At 62.3% G+C, this 20813-nt stretch carries 16 protein-coding genes; 10 read left to right on the top strand and 6 right to left on the bottom strand.

Translation table 11 applies throughout. The features are described from left to right. Window positions 1-89 precede the first annotated feature (89 nt). From ACQZ5H_RS16395 to ACQZ5H_RS16385, 3 genes are read left to right on the top strand one after another with little or no spacing between them, the layout of a single operon-like run. A complete protein-coding gene (locus ACQZ5H_RS16395; RefSeq protein WP_449098392.1) occupies window positions 90-1298 on the top strand; it encodes an acetyl-CoA C-acetyltransferase in 1209 nt (402 codons plus the stop codon). 22 nt (window positions 1299-1320) lie between these two features. Continuing rightward, window positions 1321-1512, top strand: a complete 192-nt coding sequence (locus ACQZ5H_RS16390) for a hypothetical protein (RefSeq protein ID WP_449098391.1) — start codon at window positions 1321-1323, stop codon at window positions 1510-1512. Between the two features lie 33 nt (window positions 1513-1545). Beyond that, window positions 1546-3762 carry an FAD-dependent oxidoreductase gene (locus ACQZ5H_RS16385; protein ID WP_449098390.1) on the top strand — a complete coding sequence of 739 codons (2217 nt, stop codon included), beginning with the start codon at window positions 1546-1548 and terminating at the stop codon, window positions 3760-3762. 162 nt (window positions 3763-3924) lie between these two features. Here the strand turns inward: ACQZ5H_RS16385 and greA are convergent, their stop codons facing one another. Further along, a complete protein-coding gene (gene greA / locus ACQZ5H_RS16380; protein ID WP_449098389.1) occupies window positions 3925-4407 on the bottom strand; it encodes a transcription elongation factor GreA in 483 nt (160 codons plus the stop codon). A gap of 69 nt (window positions 4408-4476) precedes the next feature. After that, window positions 4477-5826, bottom strand: a complete 1350-nt coding sequence (locus tag ACQZ5H_RS16375; RefSeq protein WP_449098388.1) for a DUF882 domain-containing protein — start codon at window positions 5824-5826, stop codon at window positions 4477-4479. A 370-nt stretch (window positions 5827-6196) separates the two neighbouring features. Between ACQZ5H_RS16375 and ACQZ5H_RS16370 the strand changes: the two genes are divergently transcribed. Beyond that, the gene (locus ACQZ5H_RS16370; RefSeq protein ID WP_449098387.1) at window positions 6197-6928 is read left to right on the top strand and encodes a HipA family kinase; all 732 of its coding nucleotides are present in this window, start codon (window positions 6197-6199) and stop codon (window positions 6926-6928) included. Then, complete coding sequence (locus ACQZ5H_RS16365) at window positions 6925-7767, top strand: DUF3037 domain-containing protein (RefSeq protein ID WP_449098386.1); 843 nt, start codon at window positions 6925-6927, stop codon at window positions 7765-7767. The genes ACQZ5H_RS16370 and ACQZ5H_RS16365 overlap by 4 nt, the downstream gene beginning before the upstream one ends. A 4-nt stretch (window positions 7768-7771) precedes the next feature. Here the strand turns inward: ACQZ5H_RS16365 and ACQZ5H_RS16360 are convergent, their stop codons facing one another. The 3 genes from ACQZ5H_RS16360 to ACQZ5H_RS16350 all read right to left on the bottom strand — a co-directional run bounded on the left by ACQZ5H_RS16360 (window position 7772) and on the right by ACQZ5H_RS16350 (window position 11324). Then, window positions 7772-8746 carry an NAD-dependent epimerase/dehydratase family protein gene (locus tag ACQZ5H_RS16360; RefSeq protein WP_449098385.1) on the bottom strand — a complete coding sequence of 325 codons (975 nt, stop codon included), beginning with the start codon at window positions 8744-8746 and terminating at the stop codon, window positions 7772-7774. 8 nt (window positions 8747-8754) lie between these two features. Then, window positions 8755-9966: a glycosyltransferase family 4 protein gene (locus ACQZ5H_RS16355; protein ID WP_449098384.1), complete on the bottom strand. Its 1212-nt coding sequence runs from the start codon at window positions 9964-9966 to the stop codon at window positions 8755-8757. Window positions 9967-10118: 152 nt separating this feature from the next. Next, window positions 10119-11324 (bottom strand): MFS transporter, encoded by a 1206-nt coding sequence (locus ACQZ5H_RS16350; RefSeq protein WP_449098383.1) that lies wholly within the window; start codon window positions 11322-11324, stop codon window positions 10119-10121. A gap of 139 nt (window positions 11325-11463) precedes the next feature. Between ACQZ5H_RS16350 and ACQZ5H_RS16345 the strand changes: the two genes are divergently transcribed. Next, window positions 11464-12051 (top strand): TetR/AcrR family transcriptional regulator C-terminal ligand-binding domain-containing protein, encoded by a 588-nt coding sequence (locus ACQZ5H_RS16345; protein ID WP_449098382.1) that lies wholly within the window; start codon window positions 11464-11466, stop codon window positions 12049-12051. Here the strand turns inward: ACQZ5H_RS16345 and ACQZ5H_RS16340 are convergent. Further along, window positions 12011-15508 (bottom strand): PAS-domain containing protein, encoded by a 3498-nt coding sequence (locus tag ACQZ5H_RS16340; protein ID WP_449098381.1) that lies wholly within the window; start codon window positions 15506-15508, stop codon window positions 12011-12013. The two genes, ACQZ5H_RS16345 and ACQZ5H_RS16340, sit on opposite strands and share 41 nt — an antisense overlap. 214 nt (window positions 15509-15722) lie before the next feature. On the opposite strand from ACQZ5H_RS16340, the gene mscL reads away from it, so the two are divergent. From mscL to ACQZ5H_RS16320, 4 genes are all read left to right on the top strand, one after another. Further along, complete coding sequence (gene mscL, locus ACQZ5H_RS16335) at window positions 15723-16154, top strand: large conductance mechanosensitive channel protein MscL (RefSeq protein ID WP_112713422.1); 432 nt, start codon at window positions 15723-15725, stop codon at window positions 16152-16154. Window positions 16155-16281: 127 nt separating this feature from the next. Further along, the gene (locus tag ACQZ5H_RS16330; RefSeq protein WP_449098380.1) at window positions 16282-17448 is read left to right on the top strand and encodes a pyridoxal phosphate-dependent aminotransferase; all 1167 of its coding nucleotides are present in this window, start codon (window positions 16282-16284) and stop codon (window positions 17446-17448) included. A 202-nt stretch (window positions 17449-17650) separates the two neighbouring features. Then, complete coding sequence (galE, locus tag ACQZ5H_RS16325) at window positions 17651-18685, top strand: UDP-glucose 4-epimerase GalE (RefSeq protein ID WP_203429606.1); 1035 nt, start codon at window positions 17651-17653, stop codon at window positions 18683-18685. Window positions 18686-18796: 111 nt separating this feature from the next. After that, complete coding sequence (locus ACQZ5H_RS16320) at window positions 18797-20770, top strand: putative bifunctional diguanylate cyclase/phosphodiesterase (RefSeq protein WP_203429605.1); 1974 nt, start codon at window positions 18797-18799, stop codon at window positions 20768-20770. Window positions 20771-20813 lie beyond the last annotated feature (43 nt).

The raw sequence follows: 20813 nt of genomic DNA, 5'->3' as shown, positions 1-20813 counted from the left end.
CTCATCCGACCCCTTCGGGGCCACCTTCTCCCCACGGGGAGAAGGGAGTTAGGTTTACCGGCGCCATGCGCCGCCAGGGAGAAGAGACGATGACCGACGTATTCATCTACGACCACGTGCGCACGCCGCGCGGCCGCGGCAAGAAGGATGGCTCGCTGCATGAAGTACCGTCCGTGCGCCTTGCCGCCAAGACGCTGGAAGCGATCCGCGATCGCAACGGGCTGGATACGGCAACGGTCGATGACATCATCATGGGCTGCGTCGATCCGGTCATGGATGCCGGCGCCGTCATCCCCAAGGCTGCCGCTTTCGAAGCCGGGTACTCGACGACTGCGCCCGGCATGCAGATCTCCCGCTTCTGCGCCTCCGGCCTCGATGCCGTGAACTTCGGCGCGGCCAAGATCGCCCAGGGTGCCGATGACATCGTGATTGCCGGTGGCGTCGAAAGCATGTCGCGCGTCGGCCTCGGCATGTCCGGCGGCGCCTGGTTCATGGACCCCTCCGTCAACTTCCCGGCCTATTTCATGCCGCAGGGCGTATCGGCCGATCTGATCGCCACGAAATACGGCTTCTCCCGCGACGACGTCGATGCCTATGCCGTCGAAAGCCAGAAGCGCGCCGCCAACGCCTGGGAGAAAGGCTACTTCAAGAACTCCGTCATCCCGGTGAAGGACCAGAACGGCCTCACGATCCTCGCCCATGACGAGCACATGCGCCCGGGCACCGACATGCAGGCGCTGGCTTCGCTCAACCCATCCTTCCAGATGCCGGGTGAGATGGGCGGCTTCGAAGCCGTCGGCATCCAGGCCCATCCTGAAGTCGAGCGTATCAACTACGTCCACCATGCCGGCAATTCCTCGGGCATCGTCGATGGCGCCGCCGCCGTCCTGCTCGGCTCCAAGGCCGGTGGCGAAAGCCTCGGCAAGAAGCCGCGCGGCCGCATCAAGGCCTTCGCCAATATCGGCTCCGACCCGGCGCTGATGCTGACCGGCCCCGTCGACGTCACCGAAAAGCTGCTGAAGCGCACCGGCATGTCGCTTGCCGATATCGATCTCTTCGAGCTCAACGAGGCCTTCGCCGCCGTCGTGCTGCGTTACATGCAGGCCTTCGACATCGCCCACGACAAGATCAACGTCAACGGCGGGGCCATCGCTATGGGCCACCCCCTCGGCGCCACCGGCGCCATGATCCTCGGCACCGTGCTGGACGAACTGGAGCGCCGCGACCTGAATACCGCGCTCGTCACGCTCTGCATCGGCGCCGGCATGGGCACGGCAACCGTCATCGAACGCGTCTGAGAAAGCCGGAGGCAAGCACTCAATGGGCCAGAACGAGACGGAACAGCATTTTCAGGTCCGCGACTTGAACGGAGACATGAGACGGGCATCGGCCGAGGCCTTTCAAGTCAACCCGAAAGAGCATGCGCGCCGGCTGCGCGGCCAAAATCGCGCTCTTCTGGTGCTGCTCGCCATCGTTGTCGGCGTGAGTTGCTATCTGTTTGGCATCTTCTGAGAGCCAGGGAAATTTAGGGAAGAGGAAATCCCCATGACCACATACAAGAATTTCACTGTCGCGACCGACGCAGACGGCATCGCGCTCGTCACCTGGGACATGCCCGGCAAGTCGATGAACGTCTTCACCGAAGAGGTGATGGAGGAACTCAACGCCATCGTTGACGCCACCGTCGCCGATAGTGCCGTCAAGGGCGTGGTGATCACCTCGGGCAAGTCGTCCTTCTCCGGCGGCGCCGATCTGTCGATGATCAAGTCGATGTTCACGCTGTACCAGACCGAGAAGGCCGCCAATCCGGATACGGCCGCCCAGAAGCTCTTCGATCTCGTCGGTCGCATGACCGGCCTGTTCCGCAAGCTGGAAACCTGCGGCAAGCCGTGGGTCTCGGCGATCAACGGCACCTGCATGGGCGGGGCGCTCGAGATGTCGCTCGCCTGCCATGGCCGCGTCGCCTCGAATGCCAAGTCGGTGAAGATCGCGCTTCCCGAGGTCAAGGTCGGCATCTTCCCGGGCGCCGGCGGCACGCAGCGTGTCGCGCGTCTCGCCGATGCCCAGTCCGCCCTGCAGATGATGACGACGGGCCAGTCGCTGACCGCCTCGCGCGCCAAGGCGATGAACCTCGTGCATCAGGTCGTCGAGCCGGACCAGCTGATCCCGGCAGCCAAGCAAATGATCAAGGATGGCCTGAAGCCGGTCGCTCCCTGGGATGAGAAGGGCTTCAAGGTTCCCGGCGGCGGCATCTGGACGCCGGCTTCCGCGCAGCTCTGGCCGGCCGCTCCGGCCATCCTGCGCCGCGAGACGGCAGGCAATTATCCGGGCGCGCTCGCCATTCTGAAATGCGTCTATGAAGGCCTGCAGGTGCCCTTCGATACGGCGCTGAAGATCGAGCAGCGCTATTTCACCCAGGTGCTGCAGACCACCGAAGCCTTCTCGATGATCCGCTCGCTGTTCATCTCGATGCAGGAACTCGGCAAGGGCGCCCGCCGCCCGGCCGGTCAGCCGAAGACCGAGCTCAAGAAGATCGGCGTCGTCGGCGCCGGCTTCATGGGCGCCTCGATCGCCTATGTCTCCGCCGCTGCCGGTCTCGAAGTAACGCTGATCGACCGCGATATCGACGCCGCCAGCAAGGGCAAGGCAACGGGCGAGGGCCTGGCGAAGGATTCCGTCGGCAAGGGCCGGCTGACGCAGGATGAGGCAGCCGCGATCCTCGCCCGCATCACCCCATCTGCCGATTACGCCGATCTCCGGGATGCCGGGCTTGTCATCGAAGCCGTCTTCGAAGACCGCGACGTGAAGAAGGCGGTGATCGAGGCTGTCGAGGAAGTGCTGCCCGAGGGCGCGATCTTCGCCTCCAACACCTCGACGCTGCCGATCACCGGTCTGGCCAAGAGCTCGAAGCGCCCTGCCGATTTCATCGGCATCCATTTCTTCTCGCCGGTCGAGAAGATGATGCTGACCGAAGTGATCCTCGGCAAGGAAACCGGCGACAAGGCGCTCGCCGTGGCGCTCGATTACGTTGCCGCGATCAAGAAGACGCCGATCGTCGTCAACGATACCCGCGGCTTCTTCGTCAACCGCTGCGTCCTGCGCTACATGGCCGAAAGCTATGACATGCTGATCGAAGGCGTGCCGCCTGTCATGATCGAGAATGCCGCCAAGATGGCCGGCATGCCTGTTGGACCTCTGGCGCTGAACGACGAAGTCGCGATCGACCTGTCGCTGAAGATCCTCAAGGCCACTGTTGCGGATCTTGGGCCAACGGCGATCGACCCGCACCACATGCAGCTCGTCGCCCGCATGGTCGAGAAGGAAGGCCGCTTCGGCCGCAAGAACACCAAGGGCTTCTACGACTACCCGCCGAAGCCCGCCAAGAAAACGCTCTGGCCTGAATTGAAGACCTTCTATCCGCAGAAGAAGGCCGATGAGGTGGATATCGAATTGCTGAAGCAGCGCTTCCTCGTCACCATCGCGCTGGAAGCGGCCCGCACCGTCGAGGAAGGCATCGTCACCGATCCGCGCGAGGCCGATGTCGGCTCCATCCTCGGCTTCGGTTTCGCGCCCTATACCGGTGGCGCTCTGAGCTATATCGACGGCATGGGCGCCAAGGCCTTCGTCGAACTGGCGGAAAAGCTCGCGGCCTCCTACGGCCCGCATTTCAAGCCGACACCGCTCCTGAAGGACATGGCCGCCAAGGGCGAAACCTTCTACGGCCGCTTCGATCCCTATCGCGGGGAGAAGGAGGCGGCGTAGGCCGCCTATGGTCGGGTAGGGCAGGCCGCGGCCGGCCACCACGCCGTCATGCTCGGGCCTGTCCCGAGCATCTGCAACGGCTGACGTGGAGCGAAACGGTTCGCGTAGGGACTCGTTAGATCCTCGGCACAGGGCCGAGGATGACGGCCTTGGTGGCCGTACTCAAGCGATCGCCGTAATCTCCAACTCCTGATCGCCCACCATGGCAAGGTCACCCACGACCTTGCCCATCAGCCCCCGCGCCACCGGCGAGACAAACGAAATCGACCCCGCCTTGGGGTCGGCCTCGTCCTCGCCGACGATGCGGTAGGTCTGCACGCGGCCATCGTCGCGGCTGAAGGTCACCTTGCTGCCGAAGGCGACGACGTCGTTGGAGGCTGGCGCCGGCATGACCTGCGCGGTGCGCACGCGCTCGGCGAAATAGCGGAAATCGCGCAGCGGAATGGCCGTCTGGCGGCGCTTCTCGTTGACATCCTCGATCCCGGCCGCCGCTTCCACGCCCTCGCGCGCCTGCTGCAGCTGCGCCTCCAGCGCCTTCAGCCCGGCTTCGGTGACGAGGTTCGGATGCGGCGAGATCGGCCGGTCGGGCAGGTGGGTTTCTGCCGCGGTTTCGGCGCTCTCTTCCTTGACGAAAGCGGTACTCAATTCTCAAGACTCCATTCAGGCACGCGCCATCATCGGGCGCAGAGGGGCGCTCAGGCGGCGCCCATCCCCTCAGCCTGCCTGATCGGACCCGAAGCGGTCAACATCGAACTCGGCTTCGTCGGCTTCCTCTTCGTCGTCGAGGATCTCGTAGGCCATGCTGTGATCGGCAAGGATCGCCCGGCGGATGATGCGGGGCGCGCTCATGCCGAGCTCGCGGCCGTTGCCATGCAGCGCCCAGCCCATCAGTGCCTCGTCGGAGATGCTGGAAACGCCGCCATCGAGTTCCGGCGACTTGGCAAGCGGCAGCGCCGCCATCAGCTCGGCCTGCGCGCCGGGCATCGAGCTCGGCTTCAGAGAGGCAAGCGCGCTGGTGCCGAAGGAGGGACCGGCGGGGCGGATTTCCGGGCGGATGGCGACCGGATCGATCGAAGCCGTCTGCACCGGATCGACAGGCGCATTCGCCTTCTCGCTGCCCGGCCGCAGAACCGGCAGCGGCACGCTGAGAGAGGCGAGATTGGTATAGCTCTCCGGCGCGGGCTTTTCAGGCACAGGCACGGCCGAAAGCATCGGAATGTCACGCTTCACGCTGCTGCGCGGCGTCGGCACCAACGCCGTCGCGAGCTTGCTCGGAAGCGCAGCACTGCTGCCCGTATCCTCGTCGTCCTCGACGGAAGCGACTTCGACGGTCTTCACGCTGCCGCGCTTCTTATATTCGGCGACCGCCTGGTTGTAGCCCGGCAGCGGCCGTCCGTCGGCGGGAACATGCATGGTCTTGCCGCTCGGGAAGATTCGCGCCAGCTCCTGGCGCGACATGCGCGGCCAGGCGCGCACCCGGCCGACATCGAGATGCACGAAGGGCGAACCGGATTTCGGATAGTAACCGACGCCGCCGCCCTGCATCTGCATGGCAATGCCGCGCAACTTGGCGAGCTGCACGCCCGGAATATAGAAATCCATCGCTTTGCCGAGCATGTGCTGGCTGTTCTTGGCAACGCCCGTCACCCGCGAGCGGGTGCGCAGCATGTTGTTGGTGGCAGGCGAGCGGTAGGCGGAGACGACATGGATATAATCGCGCCCGCCGGCCTTCTGATAGACCTCCCAGACGAGATCGAGCAGCCGCGGATCCATCCGCGCCGGCTCGTTGCGGCGCCAGTCGCGCAGGAAGCGGTTGATCTGCTTCAACCCGCGCGGATCGAACCTGCCGTCACGCTTGAAGGTGATCGTCGCCTTCTCGCCGGTATGGGTGAAATAAAGCTTCAGCGCCCGGTCTTCGGCCGCAGCCGCAACCTCGGACCCGAGAAAGGCCGGCACCGCCAGAAACGACGCCACGACGGCCCGCACAGCCTGCCGCGCCAGCGCCGAAAAGAGGCCAAACCCCTTCCCATCCTGACCCGCCCGCGTCTTCGCCGCACATTCCATATGACCATCTCCGTCTTACGCGAGTAAAGGCAGCAGAGGTCCGGTGAACGCCTACAATACCGCGCCTGAAGCGGCGATTATGGTCAATAAAGGTTTAACAAGGGGTTGATGGGGGTGAAACCCAATGAGCGCCGAAAGGCGGCTAGCAATTTTCTCGCAATGATTGCAAGATGCGCCAAGGCTGACGATCTCCCGTAGTCGCGTCGGTGTCGTTCTAACGTGATCGGCTTCAGTCTCGTTGTATGTCAGGCAAAATCAAACATTTTCGACACGGCAGCTCAAGGGCAACGTTTGTATGATCCGAAATGCCATTCCAGTTCGATTTGATCGTTTGACAGAAAATGGAAGGACTAGGCCTCTTAGAGTGGTAGTGGCGACCGATGACGGCGACGAGCACGACGTCGTCATGAAGATATCGAACGGGCCTGAGTGCACAATTGAAGGTCTGGCCAATGAAATGCTGGGATCTCTTTTGGCTGCGGACCTTGAGCTTCCGGTGAACGAGCCCTTCCTCGTTCGCATTGATGATGAATTTGTGAGTTCGGTTTCCAACGAAGCAATAAGGCAAAGGATGCGAGGATCGTCGCAAGTGGCATTTGCGTCGAAGCATGCAGGAAAGCAGTGGCGGCGATGGGGTCCCAGCGATAGGATATCGGACAGCCAAATTGGCTTAGCGCTATCAATACTGACTTTTGACGCCTGTATCGCCAACTCCGATCGCAGCCCAGCTAACTCAAATATGCTCGTAAAAGATCAACTCTGGCGACTAATTGATCATGAAAGTGCGTTTGGTTTTCGGATGAAAGTTTTTCCGCGGTGTGAGCCATGGAAGTCTGGGAATCTGGAGCTCCTCAAACGTTATGGCACAGATAGCGAGCATATCTTTGCCAAGCAGCTTGCCAAAAACAGTGATTTGGCTTTCGAAGCGATTCAAGCAAAATGGGAAGGCTTGTCAGACATACGAATTGCACAGTATGACGCCACTCTTCCGGCAGAGTGGTCCGAAGTTCGTCCTATTCTTACCGAGGCACTCGACCACATTAAGAAAGTTCGAGATCAGATCGGTAGCTGTGTAACAGAGCTAAGAAGGGTGTTGTCATGAGACGAGAACCATACACCTATGTAATTTTGCGCTATCGCCATGATCCTATCGCCGGCGAGCAGATTAACGTTGGCGTAGTGCTTTTTGCTCCCAAAAGTGGCTTCCTTGGTGCGCTATTCAGGAAGGCATACGGTCGCATAACGAAAGTTTTCCCGGATGTTAATGGCGCCGTGCTTAAGCACGACCTGATGCAGCTTGAGCGTGATTTTGCGAAGCTTTCCAAGCGTAGAGAGACCGGCGATTTGCTGTCGAACGAGCTTACCGCACTTTCTTTTGCTCATCGGATATTGCCAGTCGATGATAGCTCTTTGGTGTGGGGCGACTTGAGCTCTGGCACGACGATTGATGCGGGCAGGACACTGGAAGATTTGCATTCCCGTTTCATAAGTCAGTATGACGAGCAGCAAGTGCAACGGCGAGCTGATGCTGACATTTGGAAGCCGTTTCGCGACAGGCTTCTCGAACGCAAAATTGCCGATCTTTTCCAAGCCAAAACTATTAGCTCGCCTCGAAACGAAGTTGAATTCGAGCACGCGTGGAAAAATGGTAAATGGCATTGTATACAGCCCTTATCATTCGATCTCACAACAGAAGACGGCATTCAGGAAAAAGCAGCCCGATGGGTGGGGATGATGGTTGGGCTGTCAAAGGCTGAAGAGAAATTTAAGCCCTATTTCCTCGTCGGGAAACCAACGGATGATAAAATGCTGCCAGCATATGAGCGCGCACTAGCTTTTCTAAGCGACGCTCCTTTGGAGCCTGAGGTCATACAGGAAACGGAGATGGATCACTTTGCCGATTTGCTGGAGGATAGGATTGGCGAGAGTAAGTCCTCCTAACCCCTCAAGCCATCACCTCCATCTCCCGATGAAACTCCAGCGACCGCCTGATCCCTTCCTCAAGGCTCACCTTCGGCGCCAGCCCGAATTCCCGCTGCAGCGCCGTATCCCCGCAGCGGTAGAACACGCCTTCCGGGCGGCTGGCGGTGCCGTTTACCTCAGGTGACCAGCCGAGTTCGCGGGCGATCAGTCTGGCGAGTTCGATGAAGGAAGTAGCGTCTCCGGTCGAGAGGTTGAGGCTGGTGCCTGATGTCATGGCGTCCATCGTGTCGATGACGAAGCCGATGCAGTCGGAGATGTGGATGAAGTCGCGGCACTGGTGGCCGCTGCCCCAGACGGAGACGTTCGGCGCCCCGCGCTCGCGGATCAGGCGGCGGCAGATGGCGGGGAAGGGGTAGGCGAGGTCCTGATCTTCGCCATAGCCGCTGAAGGGACGGTAGGCGACCGCGCGGCCGCCGTAGCGCTCGACATAGAGCTTCATCAGATATTCGCCGGTCAGCTTCGTCCAGCCGTAGCTGAGGTCGGGCACGCCGATCGGCCGGTCGAAGGAGATCATGTCTTCGGAGAGGATCGTCTGCGCCTCGAAGGTCTGCAGCGAAACGGGATAGGCGGCACTCGAACTGAAATAGACGACATTGCCTGGGCGTCTCTCGCCCGCCCAGCGCCAGAGCGCAGCATCGACGGCGAGATCCTCGGCAACGAGAAGCGTCTGGTTCTCCAGCGTCATCCGCCCGCCGACGAGTGCCGCGAGATGGAAGACATAGTCGAAATGCTCGTTCGTGCGCTCGAAATAGCTGCGGCAATCCTCCTGCAGGAAGGTGAAACGGCGGTTGGAAAGCAGTCTAGGCGATGGCGGCAGCGCGCCGGTGCCCGGCTTCATCAGGTCCACCGAGACGACGTCCATTCCTTCTGCAAGCAGCCGCTCGCATAGATGCCGGCCGACGAAGCCGCATCCCCCAGTCACCAATGCACGCGCCATGATCCCTCCTAGGCCGCAAGAAAGGCATTTTCCCCCGTGTAGATCGCGATCATCCGCTGGTCCCATTCCTGGCGGGAGGGCGCGATCTTTTGTCCGAAGGCGCGGGCGCCTTCGGTAAGCTTCTGGACAAGGCTGTCGCTCTTGACCTTGTTGAGCGCATCGGCGAGCGAGGCGGCATCGCCGCTCTTGAACACCAGTCCGGCGCCATTTGCCGCGATCTCTTCGGAGATCAGCGCATTGCTGCTGACGATCAGCGGAATGCCGCTCATGATCGCCTCGGCCGCGACCAGGCCGTAAGGCTCGGGCATCCGCGACGGCATGATGAAGACGCGCGCCTCGCCGGCAAGCTTGGCAACGGTGGCATCGTCGAGCCAGCCCGGCACCCAGCAATGCGGCAGGGTCTTCTGCATTTCCTCGAGCAGCGGCCCGCGGCCGATTAGCGTCGCTGCCTGGCCGGTCATGCGCAGCGCTTCGCCGAGCGTCCGCACACCCTTTTCCCAGGTCATGCGGCCGAGAAACATGATGCGGTCGCGCAGCCAGGGTTCGGTCGGCTGGCGGGTCAGCGGTTCGGTCGGGGTGCGCAGCGTCTGGAAGTGTTTGAGCGGCCCCGGGGTCAGATAGGCCTCCATGTTCTCATGGGCGAGGATCACCTCGATCCGCTCCCAGAAGGCATCGCCGACACCCGCCTGCGCCAAGGTCCGGCGGAAGCGCCAGAGCTTGTGCAGATAGTTGCGCTTGTCGCAATTGGTCGTCAGGCAGCCCATCGACATCGGCGTCACCGAGCAGATCTCGCCGCTCTTGTAGTTCAGCAGGCCGCCATTCGGGCAATTCAGGAAGAAATCATGGGCGGTGATGATGACGCGCGCGTTGCTCTGCGACAGCGCGTGGAAGATCGATGGCGAGAGGATCTGGTTCCAGCCATGGACATGCACGACGGTCTCGTCGGCGGATTCTGCGAGCAGGCCGGAGAGTGCTTCATAGGCCCGCTTGTTGAAATGCCGGTCGAAGATATTGGCGATCGCAGGGCCGTCGCGCAGCGGCTTTTCGCCGAGCGCGATGGTGCGCACATCGAGCCCGTATTCCTTCAGCCCCGCCCCGTCGTCGCCGACGAAGAAGGTGCAGTTGACCCCGGCATCGACGCATGCCTCCAGGCACTGGATCGCAACCTTGGTGGCGCCACCCCGGACAACGGACACGTCATTGACGACAATCAGGCGCATGTGTGAAACCAAAGCGTTGCCAGGGGCCCAGGGCGGACCCGTGTCGATGAGGATAGAAGATTGTTGCCCGGCTCAATGAGGCGATGGATCGCACGCTATTGCAATTCAGCCTTTTGCATTAGCCTACCAATGCGCGCATAGGCGGCTGCGTTTTATGCAACCGCCGCGCTTGGCTTTCCCGCCCTTATCACAGCCAGCAGCCCGGCAAGGCTGACGAGCACGATCGCCGTGCCATAGATATCGGTCGTCAGCGCGTAGCCGATCGATTTCGCCAGGAAACCGGCGAGAATAGCGGGCAGACTGAAGGCGAGATAGCTCTGGATGTAGAAGGCCGAGAGCAGGCCCGCCCGCTCGTCGGCCTTGGCAAGCGGCATGATCGAGCCGACCGAGCCCATGAAATTGACGCCGAAGCCGATGCCGGTCAGCAGCGTGCCGGCGAGCAGCACTGGAACATCGGCAAGATGCACGCCCGCGACGACGGTCAGAATACCCGCAGTCGTTGCCGAAACACCGAAGCGAAGATTGGCCCTCGGCGCCTGCGCACGGCGCAGATAGACGGCGATTGCGCCCGAGATCATCAGCGCGGTGACGACAGCGCCGCCCGTCAGCGGCGCATGGCTGCCCGTGGTGGAGACGACGAGCGAGGGCACGAGCGACAAATAGAAGCCGCCGAGCGTCCAGTTGGCGATGTTGATCGGCGTCACCAGCGCCAGTGTTCGCTTCACCTGCGGCGGTACGGCGATCCGCGGTTTCAGCGAGGCGAGCATCCCCGGCCGCTTGCCACCTGTCTCCGGCGTCAACCAGATCGCGGCCGCCTGGATCGCAAAGCCGATCAGCAGCAGCGCATAGACAAGGTGCAGCGGAAAGGGGCCGTACTGGATCAGCGCGCTGGTGCCGATCGCGCCGACCGCCATGCCCGAAAGCGGCGCCAGCGAATTGACGAGCTGCCCGCGGGCGCGGTCGACATCGACGAGCGCTGCGCCGATCGAGGCGCCGGCAATGCCCGTGGCAAGACCCTGGACGATGCGGGCTGCGATCAGCCAGCCGGGGCCGCTGGCGACGGTGAACAGCGCCATTGCCGCGATCTCCAGCACGAGCGCGGTAAAGATCACCGGCTTGCGGCCGAGGTGGTCGGAAATCGAACCGGCAATCAACAGCGCCGTCAGCAGCGCGAAGGCATAGACGGCGAAGACGATCGTGATCATCACAGGCGAGACGGAGAAGCTCTCCTGATAGATGCGATAGAGCGGCGTCGGCGCCGCCGACGCGCCGAAGAAGGTGGCGAGCGTCACGGCATGAAAGGCGATCGGATTGCGGGGTGCGGCATCCGCTTCACTGGATTTGCGATCCGAGACCATCTATATACCCCTTAAAGCTAAGTCGTTGCGTTTGCCTCATGTAGGGTGGCGCGATACTAAAAGCAAATAATTTGCGTTTATGGTTCTATGAGAATCGTTGAACCATCGGCGCCGGGGCAGGAAAGGCAGGGTAAGAGAGATGGCAGGCAGGGAAGGCCCGCGTCCGGGCGGCAGAAGCGCAAGGGTTCAGGCATCGGTGCACAAGGCCGTGCAGGATCTCCTGGCAAAGATGGATCGCGCCGAGATCACCGTGCCGCTGATTGCCACCGAAGCCGGCGTCACGCCCTCGACGATTTATCGCCGCTGGGGCGATCTGCGCGAACTCATGGCGGACGTCGCCGTCGAGCGCCTGCGGCCGGACATGCAGCCGGTCGACACCGGCAACGCCCAGCGCGACCTGCAGCAATGGGCGGAGCAATATGCCGAGGAAATGGCCTCCGGCCCCGGACGCCAGGTCATCCGCGATACGCTCGCTTCCATCGAGGCCGCGGGCGCACAGCAATGCTGCGATTTCACCCGCCAGCAGATCGGCGTGATCGCCGCCCGCGCCGCCCGCCGCGGCGAGGCTTTTCCGGATATCGAGCATGTGCTGGATCGGGTCGTTGCGCCGATCATCTACCGCATTCTCTTCGACAAGGCCTTGGGGCCGGAGCGTGTCTCGGCACTGGTCGAAGACATGATGAAATCTATTCCGCCGCGGCCCGCTTCTGCCCTGAAATCTGCGTGATGAAGGCGCGCAGCGCTGCCGGGCGCACCGGCTTGTGCTGCACGGCAATGCCGTAGCGCTCCGCCTCGGCGCGGATTTCGAGCGTTCGGTCGGCGGTCAGCAGCAGCGCCGGGAGCTCGGCTCCGAAACGCTGCCGGAGATCGAGAATGGCGGCAATGCCGGTTCCATCGTCGAGATGGTAATCGGCAATGACAAGATCGGGCGCCGCGGAGCGGAAATCGGCGACCTCCGCAAGCGAGGCCAGCGACTGCACCTCGCAACCCCATCCGGAAATCAGGAGCCGCATCCCCTCCAGGATCTTCGGCTCGTTGTCGACGCAGAGGATGTTGAGACCGCGCAGCGTCTGCGTCTGTCGTTCCGCCGCCACGGCCGCGACAGGCGCGCTCCCCGCCTTCGCCACATCGAGCGGCATGACGATGCGGAAATCCGTGCCCTTGCCATGGGTCGAGTGCAGCTCGACCGGATGGTTCAGAACGCGGGCGATGCGATCGACGATCGACAGGCCAAGCCCAAGCCCCGTCGCCGTCTTGGCGCCTTCGTCGAGACGCGCGAATTCCTTGAAGACGGTGCGGAATTTCGAGGGCGGAATGCCGATGCCGGAATCCATCACCTGGATCACCACCTTGTCGCCGCGCCGCCTGACCCCGACCAGCACCTTGCCCGTCAGCGTATATTTGATCGCGTTCGAGACGAGGTTCTGCACGAGACGGCGCAGAAGATTGGGGTCGGAGCGCACCCGCAGCGTCGTCGGCATGACGGTAAGCTTGAGCTTCTTCTCACGCGCGATCGGCGCAAAGTCGGTCTCGATCCGCTGCAGCAGGTCGGAGAGCGGCACCGTCGTCAGCCGCGGCCGCATGGCGCCGGTATCGAGCCGCGAGATATCGAGCACCGCGCCGAGAATGGTCTCGACCGATTCCAGCGCCGAATCGATGTTGCGCACGATCGGCCCGTTGTCGGATTGCGCCATCCGCTCAACCAGCGCCGAGGAGTAAAGCCGCGCCGCATTCAGTGGCTGCAGAATGTCGTGGCCGGCGGCGGCGAAGAAGCGCGTCTTGCCGATATTGGCTTCATCGGCGGCGGCCCGCGCTTCTCCGAGCTCGTGGTTCACCCGGGTCAGCTCTACGGTGCGCTCGGCAACGCGCTGCTCCAGCGTCTCGTTCGCCTGCTTCAGGGCCTGGTCTGCGGCAACGCGCTGGGTGATGTCGGTGAAGGTCGCGACAATGCCCTTGTCGGGCATGGCATTGGAGCGCACTTCGATGATCCGCTCGCCGCCGCCGAGCACCAGCGAGAAGGGCTTGTCGAGCGTCTGGAAATGGCGAACGGTCTGCACCAGATCGGCGGGCGCGATATCGCCGCGCTGGCCGAGAATGGCAACGATCTCCGACAGCGGGAAGCCGACGCGTCCGGCATCCTCGGGCAGGTCCAGCAGCTGGCGGAAGCGCCGGTTCCAGATCGTCAGCTGGTTGGAGCTGTCGAAGACGGCGATCCCCTGGTCCATCTGCGAGAGCGCCGTCTGCAGCATGTCCTGGTTATATTGCAGCGCCTCGCTCGCCTGATCGAGCAGCCAGGCCGTGTCGGAAGAGGCATCCTCGATCTTCTGCAGAATCAGCGAGAGCACCAGCCGTGCAGAAGACGAGCCGATGGCGCTACCGAGCAGCTGTTCGGTGAAGTGGATCAGCGCCATGTCGGCCGGCTGGTCGTCCTCCAGCTTGCGGCCGGAGCTCTGCTCGTAGGTCGCGAGCGAGCGCTGCATGCGCTCCTCGCCGAGATAGCGAGCAATCGCCGCCTTCAGGTCGCCGACGCTGATCCGCGTCTTCCAGCCGCGCGTGGCGAACTGCGAGCGCGACTGGCGCTTGACGAAGATGCCCGCCTGGATGCGCTCCAGCGGCCGCGCATTGCGCGTCATCGACCCGACGATGAAGAAGGCGGTGTTGACGAGCAGGCTCATCGCCGTGGCATTCACCAGCGGATCGGCATCCGGGGCGGTGAAAACCGTCGTGCCGGGGAACAGGAAGCCTAGGAAGCCGCTGGCGATATAGGAATAGTCAGGCCCTCCGAGCGACGGCAGGAACAGCAGATAGAACCAGATGACGAAGCCGGAGGTCAGGCCGAGGATCGCGCCCCGCGCATTCGCCCGCCGCCAGATGAGGCCACCGAACAACGCCGGCGCGATCTGCCCGATTGCCGCAAAGGAGAGCAGGCCGATCGAGGCGAGGCCCGCCGTGCTGTCGGTCGAGCGGTAATAGGCATAGCCAAGCAGCAGCACGGCGAAGATCGCGCTGCGGCGGATATTGAGGAGCGTCTTGGCGAAATCGTCACGCTGGCTGGCCCGCCCGGCAAGCTTACGCCGCAGGAAGATCGGCATGATGATGTCGTTCGACACCATGATCGACAGCGCCACGGAATCGACGATCACCATCGCCGTCGCCGCTGAGAAGCCGCCGATGAAGGTGATCAGCGAAACGACCGGCATCTGGCCCGCCAGCGGCAGCGACAGCACATAGAGGTCGGCATTGCCGGCGCCGCCAAAGGTCAGCAGCCCGCCGATCGCCACAGGCAGCACGAACAGATTGATGGCGATGAGATAGAGCGGGAACAGGTAGCCCGCGAGCTTCAGCTGCTTCGCCGTCCGGTTTTCGACGACCGTCACATGGAATTGCCGCGGCAGCATGATGATCGCGAAGGCCGAAAGCAGCGTCAGTACGATCCAGCGGCTGATCGGCGTCTGGTAATCGAGGGCCGCCGTCACCAGCGGGTTCGCCGCACTTTTCTCCCAGAGATCCATCGGCCCGTCGAACAGGAACCAGATGACGCAGACCCCGGCTGTCAGGAAGGCGATCAGCTTGACGACGGATTCCATCGAGACGGCAAGGATCAGCCCGTCCTGATGCTCGGTCGCATCCGTGTGGCGGGTGCCGAACATCACGGCGAAACAGGCAAGCACCAGAGTCACGATCAGCGGCAGGTCGAGGAAATAGAGATTGCCGCTACCGATGCCGTAATCCTGCGGATTGACGACGACTGATACCGTGCTCGAAATCGCCTTCAGCTGCAGCGCGATATAGGGGATGACGCCGACCAGCGATATCAACGCCACGATCGTCGCGACGGTTGAATTTTTCCCATAGCGCGCCGCGATGAAGTCGGCGACGGAAGTGAGCTTCTCGGCCTTGGCGAGTTCGATGATCCGCCTCAATACCGGCATGCCGAGCGTGAAGACGAGGATCGGGCCGATATAGATGCCGGCGAACTCAAGCCCATGCTGCGAGGCGAGGCCGACGCCGCCGAAATAGGTCCAGGAGGTGCAGTAGATCGCCAGGCTCAGCGCATAGACAACAGGCCAGCCGCCCTCAAGAGTGCCGAGCCGGCGGCTCTTGCGGTCGCCATAGCTTGCGACGGCAAACAGCAGAAGCATGTAGCCGAAGGCAGAAGCAATGATCACCCAACCCGGAAGCATCGATCCTCCACCGGCGTGTCATGCGCCGGTTCTCCCTGATGCATGCGAGATTAGGTGAAATCCCCCACTTTGGAAATTGGGGTGATCTAGGCATTAAGTCCAAGACGCAGGAACCGGTGATTATTCAAAATTAACAATTGAATAATTGTGGCGGAGATGTAGCTAATGAACGCACGGACTGTCAGTGAGAGCACTTCAGAGGGAGACAGATCGGATGCTCAACGAATTCAAAGCGTTTATTGCCCGCGGTAACGTCATGGACCTGGCGGTCGGTGTCATTATCGGTGGCGCTTTCGGCGGTATCGTCAAGTCGCTTGTCGACGATATCATCATGCCTATCGTTGGCGCCATCTTCGGTGGCTTCGACTTCTCCAACTACTTCATCGGCCTGTCGTCGGCGGTCAATGCACCGACGCTGGCTGCCGCTCGTGCCCAGGGCGCCGTCTTCGCCTACGGTAACTTCATCACCGTCGTCATCAACTTCATGATCCTCGCCTGGATCATCTTCCTGATGGTCAAGGGCGTGAACACGCTGCGCAAGCAGGTCGAGCGCAACGAGGAGAAGGCTGCGGAAGCTGCGCCGCCGCCGGCCGATGTCGCGCTTCTCACCGAAATCCGCGATCTCCTGGCCAAGCGCCCGGCCTGATCCGGGGGCATTTGAGCCCTGCTTTCCGGCAGGGCTCCATCCATCACGAAAATCGATGTGACATCACGCATTCTCATTGGGATTTGCGCCGGGTTTTGTTCTATGAAGGCCAAAACCGGAGTCCTTCATGTCGATCGTCAATAGCCTCAGCCCGCGCGCCATCACGGCACCCGAAAGCGGGATCGTCGAAGTCGTCAATTATGCCCGCGGCCGCGAAGGCCTGCTGCCCCTTTGGGTCGGCGAGGGCGATCTGCCGACGCCCGATTTCATCAGCAAGGCAGCGATGGATGCGCTGGCGGCCGGCGAGACCTTCTACACTTGGCAGCGCGGCATTCCCGAGCTTCGCCAGGCACTCTCGGATTACTATGCCCGCCACTTCGGCGTGACGCTGTCTCCTGAACATTTCTACGTCACCGGCTCGGGAATGCAGGCGATCCAGATCGCCGTGCAGGCGATGACCTCGCCCGGCGACGAAATCGTCTACCTGACGCCCGCCTGGCCGAATATCGCGGCGGCCCTCGAAATCGCCGGCGCCCGCTCTGTCGGCGTCGAGCTGCAGTTCGAAGGCGGCACATGGGCTGTCGATCTCGACCGCATCGAAGCCGCCATCACCCCGAAGACCAAGGGCCTCTTCGTCAACACGCCGTCGAACCCGACGGGCTGGACAGCGACGAAGCAGGATCTGAAACAGATCCTCGAGATCGCCCGCAAGCACGGCCTCTGGATCATGGCCGACGAGATCTATGCCCGCTACTTCTATGCCGGCGGCCGCGCGCCGTCGTTCTTCGATGTCATGGAGCCCGGCGACAAGATCTTCTTCGTCAATTCCTTCTCGAAGAACTGGTCGATGACCGGCTGGCGCGTCGGCTGGATCGTCGGCCCGCCGGAAACCGGCCAGGTGCTGGAAAACCTGATCCAGTATTCGACTTCGGGTGTGGCGCAGTTCATGCAGAAGGGCGCGGTTGCGGCGCTCAACCACGGCGATGATTTCGTCGCCGCCAACGTCCGCAAGGCCACCGAAGCCCGCGATATCCTCTGCGACGCCCTGATTGCCACCAATCGCGTCGAGACCTTGAAGCCGGATGGCGCGCTCTATGCGTTCCTGAAGATCGACGGCGTCACCGACAGCCGCAAGGCGGCGCTCGATATCGTCGACAAGACCGGCGTCGGCCTGGCGCCCGGTGCGGCCTTCGGCGCTGGCGGCGAGCTCTTCCTGCGCGCCTGCTTCCTGCGCGATCCGGCTCAGGTGCGCATCGCCGCCGAGCGTCTTTGCGACTACATCATGAGCCGCTGAACACGGCATGCCCGGCTCCCTCAGCCGGGCATCTGCCCCGGATTCGGCCGGTTCGATAAAATTGTAGCGAAAGCGGAAATCGGCCTCTAACCACACCCGCAAACTTACCCGCCGGAACGGCCCAAAACGGGCTTTTGATAAGAAAATCCGAAAGGGAAAATCCGTCTGATGCCCCTGTGCGATAAAACAGGGAATGCGGGACATGGCAATCTTGGTGACGGGCGGCGCTGGCTATATCGGCAGCCATATGGTCTGGACACTGCTGGAGGCAGGTGAGGACGTCGTCGTTCTAGACCGCCTGTCGACGGGCTTCCGCTGGGCGGTGGCGCCGGCGGCCCGCTTCTATCTCGGCGATGTCGCCGACCCCGAAATCCTGCGGACCATCTTCATCGAGAACGATATCGAAGCGATCATCCATTTCGCCGGTTCGGCCGTCGTGCCGGTCTCTGTCGCCGATCCGCTCTCATACTACGACAACAATTCCGGCAAGACCCGCGCGCTGCTCAGCGCCTCTATCGAAGCCGGCGTCCGCCATTTCGTCTTCTCGTCGACCGCGGCCGTCTATGGTCCGCAGAAGACGTCGGATCCGGTCAAGGAAACCGCGACCCTCAATCCTGAAAATCCCTACGGCCAGTCGAAGCTGATGACCGAGTTCATGCTGCGCGATGCCGCCGCAGCCTATGACTTCAACTATGTGGCACTGCGCTATTTCAACGTCGCCGGAGCCGACCCGCAGGGCCGCGCCGGCCAGTCCACCAATGGCGCCACGCATCTGATCAAGGTCGCCTGCGAAGCCGCTCTCGGCAAGCGCGACGGAGTCAGCGTCTACGGCGTCGATTACCCGACGCATGACGGCACCGGCGTGCGCGACTACATCCACGTCACCGATCTCGCCGATGCGCACCTGAAGGCGCTGCAGCACCTGCGCCAGGGCAAGGGTTCGCTGGTCGCCAACTGCGGCTATGGTTTCGGCTACTCCGTTCTCGACGTGCTGAATATGGTGACCCGCGTTCACGGCCACTCCTTCAAGATCCACATGGCGCCACGCCGCCCAGGCGATTCCGCGAGTGTCGTCGCCGACGCAACCTTGGCGCGCCGCGTGCTTGGCTGGGTGCCGCAGCATGATGCGCTCGAAACCATCGTGCGCAGCGCGCTCGACTGGGAACTGGAGCTGATGCAGCGCCGCGTCGGCGATCTGCAGGGCATCTACCGCGAACTGGCTGCTGCGTCGTTCTGATCGCGCTAACACGGCATTTACCATCCGCGGCGGGATAGCCGTGCGAAAACAGCGAAACTAAGAAAAAATCAAGCTTTCTCTGGCTGCTTTATGGCCAAGGGAAAAGGGACAATGAAAAGCTTCATCGCTTCGCTACGGCTGCAAAAAGACAACCCGAAGTTCTTGATGGCACAGTTTCAGGCTCTGTCGACACAGATCCCGATTCTCTATGTCCTGCTGATCATCAACGCGCTCTCCGTCGCGATCACCCATATCAAGACCGCGCCGCTCTGGCTGGCGCTCTATATTCCGACCGGCCTCAGCGTCGTCTGCCTCTTCCGTCTCTGTTGGTGGGAAATCAACGGCAAGGAAAACGTCACTCCCGAGCGCGCCTACAAGCTGATGCGCTTCACGATCGTCGGCTCCTGCATCCTGACGGTTGCCTTCGGCTTCTGGGCGGTGGCGCTCTATAGCTATGGCAATGCCTTTCAGCAGGGCCAGATCGCCTACTTCCTGGTCGTAACGGGCATTTCCTGCATCTTCTGTCTCATGCATCTGCCGATCGCGGCTGCAATCACCACGGTCATCACCTTCACCGCGATGGCGCTGACCTTCCTGTCCTCGGGCAATCCGGTTTTCATCGCCACTGCCGTCAGCGGCCTCTTCCTGATCCTGCCGTTCCTCAGGGTGATCAACAGCTACTTCCAGAACTTCGCCGGTCTCGTGCAGATGACCGAGGAGCTGGAGAAGAAGCAGGCCGAAGCCGAGGAGCTCAATCTCGTCAACAGCCGCAACGCGCTGCAGGACCAGCTGACCGGCCTTGCCAACCGCCGCAGCTTCTTCCTGTCGCTGGAGCGCCTGCTGCAGCAGAATCCCAACGAGCCGCCTGTCATCGGCATCATCGATCTCGACGGCTTCAAGCCGGTCAACGACGTCTTCGGCCATTCGGCAGGCGATCTCGTGCTGAAGGAAACCGCCCGCCGCTTTGCCGCACTTGCCGGCAGCGAAGCGGTCGTCTCGCGTCTCGGCGGCGACGAATTCGGCCTGATCTTCCCGCAGGGCATCAGCCGCAAGGATGTCGCCGATCTCGGCCACGCCCTCTGCGCCTCCGTGCACGAAGCCTTCGAAATCCCCGATGGCTCGGTCCGGGTGTCGGCCTCCTGCGGCATCGTCTATCCCGAGGATCGTGATTCCACCGCCGAAGACCTCTATGAGAAGGCGGACTTTGCCCTCTATCAGGTCAAGAGCAAGCGCCGCGGCGGCGTCGAGTTCTTCTCTTCGGAGCACGAGAAGATCCTCAACCAGCGCTATCAGATCGAGCTCGAACTGCAGGCCAACGATTTCTCCAGCGAACTGTCGTTGGAATACCAGCCGATCATCGAGCTGAAGAGCGGCCGTGTTGTCGGCTATGAGGCGCTTGCGCGCTGGGATAGCGCCCGCTTCGGCCGCATCAGCCCGGATGCCTTCATCCCCGCCGCCGAGCGCACCGCCGTCATCGGCCGGATGACCCGCGTGCTGTTCGGCCAGGCGCTCGATGCGCTGAAGCAAATCCCCGATCATCTCTGCCTGTCGTTCAATCTCTCGGCCCGCGACATCTGCGACCACGAGACCTCGATGAACCTGCTCGCGATGATCCACCGCTCCGGCGTCGATCCGAAACGCATCGAGTTCGAAATCACCGAGACGGCGCTGCTGTCGGACTTCGATACTGCCGACCAGGTGATCGGCCTGCTGCGCGCCGCCGGCATTTCGATCGCGCTCGATGATTTCGGAACCGGCTTCTCGAGCCTCAGCCACATCCACCGCCTGGCCTTCGACAAGCTGAAGATCGACAAGACCTTCGTGATGAACTTCGATCGCGATGTCCGCTCGATGAACATCACTCGCTCGGTCGCCAATCTCTGCCAGAACCTCGGCATCGCCTCGGTCGCCGAAGGCGTCGAGAGCGAGGAAATCGCCGATGGCCTGCGCGCCATGGGCGTCCGGCTGGCCCAGGGTTATCACTTCTCCAGGCCGCTGAAACTCAACGCCGCGATCGACTATGCGCTCCAGCGCGACGCCATGACGATGGCCCACGAACCGCTCCACGCGCTGCTTCCGTATTGATCCCCACTGGAACGAAGTGCCCTGCCTGTCTATTGATTAGCTG

Source organism: Rhizobium sp. 21-4511-3d (genome assembly GCF_053522545.1).
Note: the sequence above shows the minus strand (reverse complement) of the source record. Positions and strands in the feature narration are given on the sequence as shown.

Coding starts and splice junctions, on each gene's coding strand:
- ACQZ5H_RS16330 (WP_449098380.1), top strand. CDS start 16,282: ATGTCGATCGTCAATAGCCTCAGCCCGCGCGCCATCACGGCACCCGAA.
- ACQZ5H_RS16385 (WP_449098390.1), top strand. CDS start 1,546: ATGACCACATACAAGAATTTCACTGTCGCGACCGACGCAGACGGCATC.
- ACQZ5H_RS16375 (WP_449098388.1), bottom strand. CDS start 5,826: ATGGAATGTGCGGCGAAGACGCGGGCGGGTCAGGATGGGAAGGGGTTT.
- ACQZ5H_RS16360 (WP_449098385.1), bottom strand. CDS start 8,746: ATGGCGCGTGCATTGGTGACTGGGGGATGCGGCTTCGTCGGCCGGCAT.
- ACQZ5H_RS16350 (WP_449098383.1), bottom strand. CDS start 11,324: ATGGTCTCGGATCGCAAATCCAGTGAAGCGGATGCCGCACCCCGCAAT.
- ACQZ5H_RS16340 (WP_449098381.1), bottom strand. CDS start 15,508: ATGCTTCCGGGTTGGGTGATCATTGCTTCTGCCTTCGGCTACATGCTT.
- ACQZ5H_RS16365 (WP_449098386.1), top strand. CDS start 6,925: ATGAGACGAGAACCATACACCTATGTAATTTTGCGCTATCGCCATGAT.
- ACQZ5H_RS16345 (WP_449098382.1), top strand. CDS start 11,464: ATGGCAGGCAGGGAAGGCCCGCGTCCGGGCGGCAGAAGCGCAAGGGTT.
- ACQZ5H_RS16320 (WP_203429605.1), top strand. CDS start 18,797: ATGAAAAGCTTCATCGCTTCGCTACGGCTGCAAAAAGACAACCCGAAG.
- ACQZ5H_RS16395 (WP_449098392.1), top strand. CDS start 90: ATGACCGACGTATTCATCTACGACCACGTGCGCACGCCGCGCGGCCGC.
- ACQZ5H_RS16355 (WP_449098384.1), bottom strand. CDS start 9,966: ATGCGCCTGATTGTCGTCAATGACGTGTCCGTTGTCCGGGGTGGCGCC.
- ACQZ5H_RS16390 (WP_449098391.1), top strand. CDS start 1,321: ATGGGCCAGAACGAGACGGAACAGCATTTTCAGGTCCGCGACTTGAAC.
- mscL (WP_112713422.1), top strand. CDS start 15,723: ATGCTCAACGAATTCAAAGCGTTTATTGCCCGCGGTAACGTCATGGAC.
- galE (WP_203429606.1), top strand. CDS start 17,651: ATGGCAATCTTGGTGACGGGCGGCGCTGGCTATATCGGCAGCCATATG.